We start from the raw sequence: 13,178 nt of genomic DNA on the forward strand, positions 1-13,178 counted from the left end.
TACTTTCCTCTAGCGCAACAGGAATGGAATTTGAACAGTAATCGCGTTGGTCGGGCATTCCTTTTCACAAGGTAAGCAGAACCAGCACTCGTCATACTTCATATAAGCTTTGCCTGTTTCAGGGTCTTTGGCTAAGACATCAAGCGGACAGACTTCAATGCAGGCGACACATTTTTCAAGACATTTTGACTCATCGACAATGACTGGAACATCGATTCTTTGAATTGCTAAAGCCATCGCAATTTACACTCTTCTAAATAACTTAACGAACAGCTACGTCGTACACTTCGGTTTCAACATTGACATCTACGATGTAAGGCTCGATCGGACGTTTGAATAACACCATGTCACCCGCATCATCTTTTTTCAGATGCACGTGGCAGAACCATTCATCATTGTTCTTGTCTGGATAGTCTGCTCGATAGTGATACAGTCCCCAGCGACTTTCACGGCGATAGAGGGAAGCTCTTGCTGCCATTTCTGCACAGTCGCGAATAAAGTGAACTTCCATACAGCGCATCAATTCATGCGGGTCACGAGCACCCATTAGCTCTAATGTGTCGTGGTAGCGCACAAAATTGCTGAGTCCAAGCTCCATGCGATTGGCTGATTTAGGCGGCTGGAGATAGTCATTGACGAGCCGACGCAGCTTATATTCAACCTGGGTATGTGGTACTCCGTTGGGTCGATCGAGCGGCGCATAGATTCTTGCTTTTTCGGCAGCTAGAAACTCTGGATCAGGGTCGAGATGATCGAGATTCTGACAATATTCAACGGCATGTTCTCCAGCAATGCGTCCAAAGACAAACGCACCGATCATATAGTTATGAGGGACGCTTGCCATGTCGCCTGCTGCGTATAGTCCGGGAACTGAAGTTTCAGCCCGCTCATTCACCCAGACTCCAGAAGCACTATGACCGCTACACAGTCCAATTTCAGAGATATTCATTTCGACGCCATGAGTGCGATAGTTTTCACCTCGCCCTTGATGGAATCTGCCTCGGCTCGGGCGCTCATTTGCCCAGAGGATTGACTCAATTTCAGAAATTGTATTTTCATCTAAATGAGTCATTTTGAGTTGAATTGGACCTTTGCCAGAGTTTAGCTCTTTCCAAACTTCTAGCATCATTTGACCGCTCCAATAGTCGCAGCTAATAAAGCGATGTCCTTGTGCATTAGCTGTGTAAGCTCCAAATGGGCTTGCAACGTAAGCACAAGCAGGACCGTTGTAGTCTTTCATCAACGGATTGATTTGAAAACATTCAATGTTACTCAGTTCTGCTCCGGCGTGATATGCCATCGAGTAACCGTCGCCTGCATTGGTTGGATTTTCGTAGGTTCCATACAGATAGCCAGAAGCAGGTAAGCCTAAGCGCCCGCAAGCGCCCGTGCAAAGGATGACAGCTTTCGCTTGAATGACGACAAAATCTCCATTGCGAACATCAAGACCGACTGCACCGATCGCACGTCCATCGCGCACGAGAACCCGAGTTGCCATGACTCGATTTGTGACTTGGGCTTTGTGACGTTTAACTTGACGCGCCAGAATCGTTTTTAAATCTTTTCCTTCTGGCATCGGCAAAACGTATTTACCCACGCGATGCACTTGTTTGAGGTCGTAATCTCCTTGAGCATCTTTCTGAAATTTTACGCCCCATTTTTCGAGTTCTTGAATGACAGAAAAGCCAAGTTTTCCAGTTTGATAAACAGCGTTCTGATTGAGAATGCCATCATTCGCGATCGTAATTTCTCGCACATATTGTTCTGGAGTCGAATTTCCAGGAATGACGGCAGTATTGACTCCATCCATTCCCATTGCAATCGCGCCACTGCGACGGATATTTGCTTTTTCTAGAACGAGTACCTCACCTTCGGGATTGGCTTGCTTTGCTTTGATGGCAGCCATGGTTCCAGCCGTTCCACCCCCAATCACCAGCACATCCGTCTTCATCCATTGAGTATTCACTCAAAAAGCCTCCTGATTGATGAACAGAATTTTAGTCTTACGCTGAAAACTGTCTCAAGCACTACAGAAAAAATCAGCGAAAACGACTTGATTAGAAACATCTTTGATCCAGAAGAAGTTTGCCTGAAAAAAGATGTGATTGAATCAACTGTTTTCATTGTGCAGCACGATTTTGAATTTCTTTATTGCAGTATTTTATGAACCAATAAATGAATTGAATTGATCAATTTGATATGATCAACAAACACCCTATGAGGTTGTAAAGCGATGGAAGTTTATCAGATTCGAGTTTTTCTAGAAGTAGCTCGTTACCTGAGTTTTACCGAGGCAGCCGATGCGCTGAATTTAACTCAGCCTGCCGTGAGCGCTAAAATCAAATCGTTAGAGTCAGAATTAGGAACTTCGCTGTTTTACCGTTTAGGGCGCAAGATTCAACTGACAGAAGTTGGGGAATTCTTGTTTGAAGAAGGTGCAAAACTAATTCAGATTGAAAATCAACTCATTCAGAAAATTGAAGATATTAAAAAAGGAAAATGTGGCAGTCTAAAAATCGGCTGCACAATGGCACTTGCTGAAGGTTGGTTGCCTAATATTGTGTTTGAATATCGACAGCAATATCCGAGTATTCAAGTTCAGTGTCTAGTGTTTGAATCTGCTGAATTGCTCTATCAAGCGATGACGAGCCAGACAGTAGATGTGGGGATTTCTGATGTCAATTTTGAAGAGTTTTCTGAACTTTCAACTACTGCGATCGACAAAATTTCCTATCACGTCTTTGTCTCTCATCATCATCCCTTAGCAAAACAGCGCTGGATGAGTTTAGCTGATCTGAGAAAGTATCCTTGGGCATTGCTTCCTGCAGGCACACCGAGCCGTTTAGTCCTGGACTCACGACTGTCTGAGTTAGGACATACGCTGGATGGATTTCTCCGGTTTGAAACCGTGGATACGATGAGCTTGATGCGAACCTACATGATGCAGGGGAACTATCTCGGCTTCGCAACTAACTTTGATTTTCAACCAGAGTGTGAATTAGGGACGATGACAGCAATTTCGCTTCAGGAGTTTGCTTTATCTGGCTCAGTTTACCTGGTCGTGCCTCGACGCTTAAACCAAGCGAACACAGTGGATTCATCGAGTCGGCGATCGCGCAATCTCAATCCGACTCAAAAGCTCATCAACCTGCTACAAGCCAAGACAAGTCCTGCTGTTTCTGCCTCGAACGTTGTTCGTTTACGATCGCCGAGTTTTGTGCGTCGCAGTCAGTCTTCTTCACGGTCTGAAGTGCTAACTCTTTCGATTGGAGTACAAAACGGGACAATTCCTGCGATCACAGCAGGCTTAATCATGCAGAGGTTGGGGCTGCTCGAACATTTCCTGCCCCAAGAAGGACGATATAGTTCGATTCAGTATCAGATTCAGTGGCAAGACTTCTCAACCGGAGCGCCGATTGTCGATGGCTTGCGATCTCGACAACTGAATATTGGTGTGCTCGGTGACTATCCCTTGCTCTTAAGTGCTGAAGATACAGTTCAGAATACTCGCCTGATTAGCTTTGTCTCGACCAATCCTGATGGGTCTTGTAATGCGGTTGTGGTTCCCCATCGTTCTCATCTTCATAGCGTCGATGACCTACGTGGACGAGCGATCGCAGTTCCCCTTCGGTCTTCTGCACATGGCATGGTGCTGCGATCGCTGAATGCGACTCGGCTTTTAGATCAAGTCAATTTAATCCCTTTTCAGCAACAGGCTGACCAATTCGAGTTTTCTGAACAATACGCGGATGGCTATGCTCACTTTGCACCATTTCACGACATCGCTTGTCGTCGCGGACAGTTCCGTTACCTCGAAGGGTGCAATTCCGAAGCGTTACCTGCTTTCTATGGTGTAGTAGTCACGAATGAATTGGCTGACCAGTATCCAGAAGTCGCGATCGCGTATCTTCGGGCATTATCCGCAGCCCAATATTGGTACGACACAACGCCAAGTGCGCCAGCTTTAGTCGCAAAATGGACGCATCTTGATCCAGAAGTGATTGTTCAAATTTTGAGCAGTTCGTATCAGAAAACTCAGCCGGGACGGTTTTTCTCAGAGATGCAGATTCGTCCTGACTGGCTGAAATTACACATTGATCAACTGAGTCAGATTCCAGGCAACCAGCATTTACAAGCGATTAACTTAAATCAATGGATTCATGCAGACTTTTTGCAGCAGATTAGAGCATAGCAATACTTGGAACTGATCTCGCGATCGACATCGCAGCTAAACAAGCTATACCCGTCTCTGTTGGTTAAGAGTGCGTCAGGCATTTGTCTGTTTAGCTGCAAATTCGATTCACCAATCGAATGTTCGGATTGGCTGAGTTCAAGCTGCTGAGAGAATGTTTTAAAAGTAATCGTTGAGACGCATTCACCCGTCCCGGAATGGCAACGTGAGCGAAGAGTCTGTTGATACCTTTAAAGCATTCTCTTAGCTTAGCTCCATGCTTTTCAAGGTTTCTTCTCGAATGAGTTCAAAAACCTCGCGATTTAATTGTAAAAATTCTGAAGTCACCATGATATCGATATGTCTCGGTCGTTCTAGAGGCACATCTACAATTTGCTTAATCCGCCCTGGATTCACGCCCATGACGAAAATACGATCGCTCAAGAACACCGCTTCTTCAATGTCATGCGTCACAAAAATCACAGTTGCTTTCAACTCGCTCCAAATGTCGAGCAGAAGCTCTTGCATCATATGTCGGGTCTGTGCGTCTAATGCTGCAAAGGGTTCATCCATTAACAGTACAGAAGGAGAGTTCACCAAAGCACGGATAATACTTGCCCGCTGCTGCATTCCTCCTGATAGTTGGTAAGGATAAGAGTTGCGATGCTTATACAACCCCACACGATTGAGATAGTAGTTGACAATCTCTTTGCGCTTTGCCGCAGGAATGCCTTGAATCTTCAGTCCAAATTCCACATTCTGGAAGGTCGTCTTCCACGGTAAGAGTGAATACTGCTGAAATACAAATCCGCGATCGGCTCCGGGACGCACAATCCGTTTGCGATCAACCGTAACAGAACCGCTGTAAGGTTTAATAAATCCAGCGATCGCATTGAGAATCGTCGATTTTCCGCATCCGGATGGACCAAGCAAACAGACAAATTCGCCTGGCGCGATCGTAAAGTCGATCGACTCTAAGACCGGAATTAACTGTCCTTTTCGTTGAAAACAAATTGATAGATCCTCGACCTCCACAAGTCCTTTGAGTACTTGTTGCGGAGTTCCTTGCTCGATTAACATTGTCACACTTACTATCCTCTAAATATGAATTAGTTGGCGTTCCCTTTCTTCGTGACGCGCCAGGGCATTAAGACATGGGTCAGTCGATCCACTGCATAAGAACTCAGTGACCCCATCAATCCGATCAGCAGCATTCCCATCACAATCGGAGGATAGTTAGAAGTCACATAAGACTCCCAGGTCAGATAACCAATCCCAAACCGTCCTGCCAAAATTTCAGCCGTGACTAGACAGAACCAAGAATTTCCCATGCCAATCACTAAGCCACTTGCAATGCTAGGCATGGCTCCCGGAATCACAATGTCTTTGAAGACGTGCCATTGTCTCGCGCCTAAGCATTGTCCAACGCGCAACAATAGTAAATCCGTGCCTTCAACGCCTTTGATCGTGCTAATCAAAATTGGGAAGAATGCGCCGATAAAAGTAATGTAGACCATTCCCGACTCTGCATCGGGAAACATCAGAATCGCCAGTGGAATCCAGGCAACCGCAGGAATGGGACGGAGGATCTCTAACGGCAAAAACACAAGGTCTTCGATCTTTTGAAACCAGCCAATCACAATTCCTAAGCTAATGCCCAGCACGACTGCGATCGCATAGCCCAAGAGTACCCTCAGCACGCTTGCCTGAATATGCACCATTGGATTGTTCGAGAAAAACTTCAAGGTTGCACTCAGAACTTCTACAGGCGAAGGAAGAAAGGCAAAATTGATAAAAAATTGAAACTTGATCGCGCAGAGAAATTGCCAAATTCCAAAAAATAAAACTAATGAAAGAACTCGGAACAAAAGCCTGATCGGGTTAATTCGTGAAGAACTGTCTGAACTCTGGAATAACTGTGAAAGTAGAAAACTCCAGCGATCGAGCATACGAGGTTTTGTCGATCGCGGAGAGGACGGACTAGACATAAAATGCCTCCAATCGGTAAAAGAGCACAGCGAGGAACACATTGTTCCATGTTCAAGCGTTCTTGACTGTATCAAAGCGCATCTAGCGTGCTGCTATGGGCTGTGAGGCTTGTGCGTAAAACTCTTGTAGACCTTTAAATCCAACGACTTGAGCATTATTCTGTTGAGCAAAAGTCTGAGCATCCTTCTCGGTCAAAAATGCAGAGATATCATTATTGTTGCGAACAAAGAAAGAATTCTCTGCAAAGAGCTTCCAACCGTTGCTACGATCGTGCACAAAAATAGCACTAACCGCCTGCTTACCCTCAGCCTGGAGCTTTTTCAACGCTGCCATCATATTTTGAATCGAAGCATAGTTTCTCACTTTCTCTTCGCCTTTGAGCCACAGTTGAGCTGCCAATTTTGCATCTTGAATCGGTTGCTTTGTTTCGGAATCTTCTCCTGTAATCACAAATTGCTCAGCCTCTGTTGCAACTTGTTGATCGCTCATGCCCATTTCTTGCATCGCCTGCTTCAGATAGCTGTTGTCAATGAATTTTTTCACATCTTCAGGTTTGACAGTGGCATCTAGTCGTCCTAACTGTTGCAGAGTCGTCACACTGTTGGTGAGTGCGTCTAGATTGGGTTGCTGAATGCTAGGATTGAGTCGCTGCAATCCAGATGGCCCGAGAAACATATACACGACTTCCTTTTCAACTCCTGCCCATTGTTCAACCTTGGCTGAAATAGCTTCGGGCTGTTCACGAAAGAGTTTGTTCGCTTCGAGCAAGGCTTTCATGTAGGCAACAACAACTTCTGGATATTGCTTAGCAAAGTCCGATCGCACGACCACACCATGAAATGTCGGAACACCGAGTTCTGCACCATCGAAGATCTTCCGAGCAAATCCTCGGAAGGGAAACATCTCACCAAAGGGGACAAAGTTTGCATGAGCGTCGATCTGATTGGTTCGCAGACTCGTGCCACCCACTTCTGGTGCTTGACTAATCAATTTCACATCTTTATCGGGTTCTAGTCCGGCTCCCTTCAGTGCTTTGAGTAACATTCCATGTGCAGCGGAACCGAAGGGCACAGAAACTTGCTTGCCTTTCAAATCTGCCAATGTTCTGACAGAACTATCTTTTGGAACCATTACTGCATTTCCAGCTCCGGTGGCACTGTAGCCCAAAGTCCCAATGTAGAGCGTATTGACACCCCCACCTTTCTGTTGAAAAGTCGTCATGTTGATCGTCAGCGGGAAATCTCCCATCATGCCAATATCAAGTTGATTGGCAAGCATTTTATTTGTAATAGGAGGTCCTGAAGTGTAGCTTGACCACTCAATTTTGTACTCCACATTTTCGTATTTACCTGTTTTTGGCAAGTATTTCTCAAGCAATTTTTCTTCGCGAATAACAGAGCCTCCAGTCGCTGTATTAATGACTTGATCTTGAGTTCCAATCGCGATGCGAATTACTTTTTTTTCACTCGTATTGCCTGACAAATTGCTTGTCTGAATATTAGAACACGCAGCAACAAAAGCAAATGAAATAAATGATAGAGACACCAAAAAACCGCGACGAGTGAACCTCCGTCTATTCATGATTGAAATCGCTCCAGCGCTTGTTGTGTAACTCTTATTTATTCAGTCCTAGCTTCTCTCAACTGTAAGCAAGGATACAAATATTGGCTTCTCTACTCTTTCTATTCATAGAGGGATCGATTGAATCCATAAAACAAATTGATAAGTTTATAGAGCCTGAGTTAAAAAGTGGCTTCTTTGATTGATAGTGATGTAATAAATATCTAAATCTTGATTACTTTTTAGAATTATTTAACTCATTCAAAATAAAAAGTAATTCGTTGTTTTGAATATGAATTTATCAAGAAGTATCTTTGTACAGTTGAATTTAGTGAGGGCTATGTCGGTGCAGTTCTATTGAAAGAACTGTCAGATGGTGCAGAGTCGTTCATCCGAATCGAGAAAATCGTTCTCTCTCAACAGTCAGTTAGCGTGCAATATGGGATCTTAAATGAGGTGAGAATTCCGAGTTTCACAAGAACTCGGAATTCTCTAGTGCTCAGTGTTATTTCTGGAGAGTTGCACCTGTGCTAAATTCTGAGCGACTGAAAGCGACGGCTCTAAACCGATGGGTCGAGGTTTATAGCATTCTGGCGATCGAAGGGTTTCTAGCCGTACTCATTGGGTTTGGGCTGGTCGTGCTTGGATTAACAGGTGTCGCTTGGATGCTTGGCGGAATTGCGGCGGGTGCGATCGTGATTTCTAGCTATCGAGCCTTGACTCATGAGCCGATTCAACCGAATCGCAATGCTCGAAAAGCAGGTCAATTACTCATCGGTTTAACGATCGGGTTATCGCTGCAACATCGCAATCTCAGTGCATTATCTGCTCATCTGCTCGTCTTTCTCGGCTTGCCTGTGTTTTTGATGCTGGCGGGTGCATTGATTGGCGTTATCTATTCGCGAGTTGAAAAGACTGACTTATTAACCGGACTATTAGCAACGACTCCCGGAAACATTGGAGTCATGGCAAGTATTGCCGCAGAGTACACCCAGAATACAGCATTAGTTTCTCTGGTTCAGCTCATGCGATTTACCACGGTTGTTGCTGGAATGCCTCTGCTTGCAAATGTGGCTTTTACTCGTTCGAGCAATGATGAGGTCGATGCGATCGTTCAAAGTATTATCAAAATTTCTTGGACTGATCTCCAAACTTCGTGCTTATTTATTGGAATTGCGCTCATTGCTGCTTATTTTGGAACAAAGTTGAGAATTCCGATCGCAAATTTTCTGTGCGCGATCGCGGTTGGGCTGATGTTTGAGGTCTTGTCATTGAGCTTTCCAGCGATTGCTCAACTCGATTTTCAACTCCCGATTTTCTTGAATCTGATCGGTCAAATCTTACTCGGAATTACGATTGGTGAATATTGGGGAATTAATCCAAAGTTGAAAATTTTATCGATCGTGCGGTCTATTGTTCCAGTGGTATTGATGTTGATCGCTGCATTGATCGCTGCGTTGATTATTCAATCTCTCACTCAATGGGATTGGCTCACTTGCCTACTTGTTGCGTCTCCAGGGGGTTCGCCTGAAATGATTTGGATTGCACTGAGCTTGCAGCAAGATCCTGAAATTATTACAGCAGGACATCTAGTTCGCTTACTAACGATCAATCTATCGTTGCCGTTCATCTTAGCACTCATTCCCATACTTCAATCTGAGAATGAACAGAGCTAATCGTTCACCCCAATACATCTGATAGGGCGATCGGGAGCACTCTAAGTTTAGATTCTCCCACTCCCCACCAAAACATGAATCCAGTCAACGACGACCTCGCATTTCAATTTGTGTCTTTCTGTTTTTCCTCACGGCGCTCCTCTTTTTTTTCTTCTTTCTGCTCTTTCTTACTCTCCTGTCCCGAACCAGATTGTCCCGAAGCTGGAGAAACCTCGGGTGCGGGAGTTGGGGACGGTGAGAGTGTCGGACTTGCAGCTGGCTCCGGATCAACCGGAGGACTCGTCGGGGGTTCTGGCTCCGGAGTCGTGACAGGAGGGAGCGGATCAGATTCCGCTTCTGGTGTGACAGAGGGAGAAGGAGTTGGGACAGGCGTTTGGTTCGGAGTCGCTTTTGGGGTGGCTTGCGGGACAACCGAAGGCGCAGTTATTTTTTCAGAGTTCTGTTTTGGACGAGATGACGGTTCAGCGAGCGGCGATTCAGTCGATCTCGGAGGTACGGGAACCGTTTGCTGACTTGTAAATCGGCTTGCTAAAACACTGCCAGATACTAGTCCTATCATTGCAAGACCACCCCAAAGCCAGGGCTGCCAGTTTTGGTTCTGGGGCTGCACGACTGGCGGCTGGGTCTGAATATTTGTTCGATCGCCCCGAGGCGAGCTAATGGCAACCGTTGCAACCTGGCTAATGGGTGTACTGGCAGCCGGAACCGATCTGATCGATGGCACTGAAACAGATGGTTTCTCAGAGTCTGGGAGCAAGGCTAGCCATTCATTCATGGTTGCAGGACGATGATGGGGTTCTAGCGCCATGCCTCGTAGAATGGCCTGATTGACTCTCGGACTTAAATCAGGACGGAATTCGCGCGGTTCTAGAAGCGGTTGACGATCGCGCAAAATGGACGCGATCGGAACCTGAGCCGTTACTAGAGAATACAGCGTCGCAGCAAGTCCATACACATCGATCGCGGCTGTCCGTTTGGTTTGGGGCAGATATTGCTCGATCGGAGCATAGCCTTCGGAAAACATACTCGTGTGCGTTTGAGTCATCCCCGGAGAAAATTCGCGCGCTGTACCAAAATCAATCAGAATGACTTGCCCTGTAACTTGATGCAGAATCAAGTTCTGAGGTTTCACATCGCGATGCAGCAGTCCGAGATGATGGACTGCATTCAATGCGGCTCCGACTTGATGAACATACGCGATCGCGGTTGATTCGGGTAATGGCGCATTCGGAAACACCACCTGCGCTAAAGTTGGCCCTGGAATATAGTCCATGACCATGTACGGTAAACCATCTTCCACAAAAAAGTCATTGACTCGCACAATCCCCGGATGAACAAACATCGCAAGCCGTTTTGCTTCATCTTGAAACTGACGTTGAAAATTTGCGAACTGCTGATCTTGACGCAGTGCATCATTGATTGTTTTAATCACCACGACTTGATTGAGCCAATGATGAGTCGCCCGGTAGGTGATGCCAAAACCGCCTCGTCCGAGTTCTTGATCCAGGGTGTATTTCCCGTTTTGCAAGGCTTTGCCCACAAAGGTAGTCATGACAATTCAGTGCAATTTGGTTGAAACAGACGGTTCTAGTTTAAGTCACGCTTGCGCGATCTCCGAGTTCCTTTGGGTGAACATTGAGTGAACATTGCCGCAAATGTTGTCCTCCAACCCAAGCCAGACCTCAATTCTCATTTAAATCGCTAGAATTTAATTCGGTCATTTCTCTGTGTGCCTAAAATGAAACAGTCCTACCCAATCGCGCCCAAGCATCCCTATGTGCATCAACTGCATGGAGATGAACGCATTGACGATTATTTTTGGTTGAGAGAACGCGACAATCCTGAAGTTATCGCCTATCTAGAAGCAGAGAATACTTACACTGAAGCACGAATGCAGCATACCGAATCGCTGCAAACCCAACTTTACGAGGAAATGCTCTCGCGGATTCAAGAAGATGATTTATCAGTGCCTTACCGCTACGGTGAGTTTTATTACTACACGCGCACTGAAACTGGAAAAGCTTATCCGATTCACTGTCGTAAATATCAAACATTAGATGCGCCTGAAGAAGTAATTCTCGACCAAAATCAACTTGCTGAAGGGACAGAGTACTTTAGCTTAGGTGGGTTTGAAATCAGCCCAAATCATCAATTATTGGCATATTCGACCGATACGACAGGCGCAGAACGCTACACTCTATTTTTCCTGGATTTAGCAACTCATCAACTGTATCCTGAATCGATTTCTGATATCGCTTCTTTTACTTGGGGCAATGATAATCAAACGGTTTTCTATGCTCAAATTGATGCTGTAAATCGTCCATACAAGCTATTTCGACATCAGTTAGGTCAGAGCGCAGAGTCGGATCAACTGCTGTTTCATGAAGCAGATGATTCTTATTTCCTCGGTATTGATAAAACTCGGAGTGAAGCGTATTTGCTTCTGAGTTTAGGTAGTAACATTACCTCGGAAGTTTACTATCTCGATGCGAATGATCCGAATGGGGAGTTTCGCCTAATTCGTCCCCGCGAGACTGGAATTGAGTATGAAATTGAGCATCATACGGATACCTTTTATATTCTGACGAATGACAACGCGCTGAATTTCAAACTCATGCAAGCTCCGGTGAGCAATCCGAGCGTTGAACATTGGAAGACAGTGATTGAACATCATGAAGATGTATTTTTAATGGGTATCAGTGCGTTTGCCGATCATTTAGTCATTTACGATCGCGAATCTGGACTGCCGAATATTCGAGTGCGTAAATTGTCCACTCAGGAAGAACATCGCATCTCATTTCCCGAACCCACTTATGAAATTTCAGAATCGATCAATCCAGAATTCAATACGCAGATTCTTCGGTTTGGCTACACTTCGCTAGTTACGCCATCTTCGATTTTTGAATACAATCTCGACACACAGATCCGCGAACTTAAGAAAGAAACCCCTGTTTTAGGTGGCTACGATCGCACTCAGTACAAGAGTGAACGACTCGAAGCGATCGCAGCCGATGGCGCGAAGATTCCTTTGTCGATCGTGTACCGAGGAGATCTCGATCGCAATGGACGAAATCCTTTGCTGATGACAGGTTATGGCTCTTATGGCGTTAACTATCCAGATGTTTTTTCGTCTACTCGATTAGCTTTACTCGATCGAGGTGTAGTTCTCGCGATCGCGCATATTCGAGGGGGTTCGGAACTCGGGCGCAAGTGGTATTTAGATGGAAAATTCTTGCAAAAGCAGAATACTTTCAGTGATTTTATTACCTGTGCCGAAACGTTGATTCAAGCAGGTTGGACAGATCGTGATCATTTAGCAATCTCTGGCGGCAGTGCGGGTGGATTGCTTGTCGGAGCCGTGATTAATCAGCGTCCAGACTTGTTTCGAGCTGCGATCGCACAAGTTCCTTTCGTCGATGTCGTTACTACGATTTTAGATACCTCGCTGCCTTTATCAGCAATAGAATGGGAAGAGTGGGGCAATCCGAATGAACGAGAGTTTTACTTTTATATGAAAGGCTATTCGCCTTACGATAATGTTGAAGCTAAGGCATATCCCGCGTTGCTTGTAACTGCTGGCTTAAACGATCCGCGTGTTTCTTACTGGGAACCTGCAAAGTGGACAGCAAAGCTCCGTGACCTCAAAACTGACACAAACGTTTTACTCTTAAAAACCAACATGGGAGCCGGACATGGTGGTGCATCGGGACGATATGAGCGATTAAAAGAAATTGCCTTTGAATACGCTTTTCTACTCGATCAGTGGAAGATTACCTGATGGC

Annotated in this window: 9 protein-coding genes; 3 read left to right on the forward strand and 6 right to left on the reverse strand. The window is 45.4% G+C overall.

The genetic code is table 11. From position 1 onward, the window contains the following. Window positions 1–9 precede the first annotated feature (9 nt). Together OU814_RS11660 and OU814_RS11665 are read right to left on the reverse strand one after the other, a co-directional pair. Window positions 10–237, reverse strand: a complete 228-nt coding sequence (locus tag OU814_RS11660; protein ID WP_017286112.1) for a 4Fe-4S dicluster domain-containing protein — start codon at window positions 235–237, stop codon at window positions 10–12. Between the two features lie 25 nt (window positions 238–262). After that, window positions 263–1,966, reverse strand: a complete 1,704-nt coding sequence (locus OU814_RS11665) for a fumarate reductase/succinate dehydrogenase flavoprotein subunit (RefSeq protein ID WP_026148391.1) — start codon at window positions 1,964–1,966, stop codon at window positions 263–265. A gap of 267 nt (window positions 1,967–2,233) precedes the next feature. Here OU814_RS11665 and OU814_RS11670 point away from each other — a divergent pair, with 267 nt between their 5' ends. Further along, complete coding sequence (locus tag OU814_RS11670) at window positions 2,234–4,192, forward strand: LysR family transcriptional regulator (RefSeq protein WP_268182944.1); 1,959 nt, start codon at window positions 2,234–2,236, stop codon at window positions 4,190–4,192. 243 nt (window positions 4,193–4,435) lie between these two features. Here the strand turns inward: OU814_RS11670 and OU814_RS11675 are convergent, their stop codons facing one another. The 3 genes from OU814_RS11675 to OU814_RS11685 form a co-directional block, all read right to left on the reverse strand. Further along, window positions 4,436–5,251, reverse strand: a complete 816-nt coding sequence (locus OU814_RS11675) for an ABC transporter ATP-binding protein (RefSeq protein ID WP_268183958.1) — start codon at window positions 5,249–5,251, stop codon at window positions 4,436–4,438. A 29-nt stretch (window positions 5,252–5,280) separates the two neighbouring features. Next, entirely contained in the window at window positions 5,281–6,159 is an 879-nt protein-coding gene (locus tag OU814_RS11680; RefSeq protein WP_268182946.1) for an ABC transporter permease, read from the reverse strand. Between the two features lie 82 nt (window positions 6,160–6,241). Continuing rightward, a complete protein-coding gene (locus OU814_RS11685) occupies window positions 6,242–7,705 on the reverse strand; it encodes an ABC transporter substrate-binding protein (RefSeq protein WP_263970821.1) in 1,464 nt (487 codons plus the stop codon). Window positions 7,706–8,247: 542 nt separating this feature from the next. Between OU814_RS11685 and OU814_RS11690 the strand changes: the two genes are divergently transcribed. After that, complete coding sequence (locus OU814_RS11690) at window positions 8,248–9,396, forward strand: AbrB family transcriptional regulator (protein WP_268182949.1); 1,149 nt, start codon at window positions 8,248–8,250, stop codon at window positions 9,394–9,396. A gap of 103 nt (window positions 9,397–9,499) precedes the next feature. On the opposite strand, the gene OU814_RS11695 is transcribed toward OU814_RS11690, so the two are convergent. After that, complete coding sequence (locus OU814_RS11695; RefSeq protein ID WP_268182951.1) at window positions 9,500–10,948, reverse strand: serine/threonine protein kinase; 1,449 nt, start codon at window positions 10,946–10,948, stop codon at window positions 9,500–9,502. 186 nt (window positions 10,949–11,134) lie between these two features. On the opposite strand from OU814_RS11695, the gene OU814_RS11700 reads away from it, so the two are divergent. Beyond that, complete coding sequence (locus tag OU814_RS11700; RefSeq protein WP_268182953.1) at window positions 11,135–13,174, forward strand: S9 family peptidase; 2,040 nt, start codon at window positions 11,135–11,137, stop codon at window positions 13,172–13,174. The last annotated feature ends 4 nt before the right edge of the window (window positions 13,175–13,178 follow it).

It is taken from the genome of Leptolyngbya sp. GGD (assembly GCF_026735145.1).
GTDB lineage: Bacteria > Cyanobacteriota > Cyanobacteriia > Leptolyngbyales > Leptolyngbyaceae > Leptolyngbya > Leptolyngbya boryana.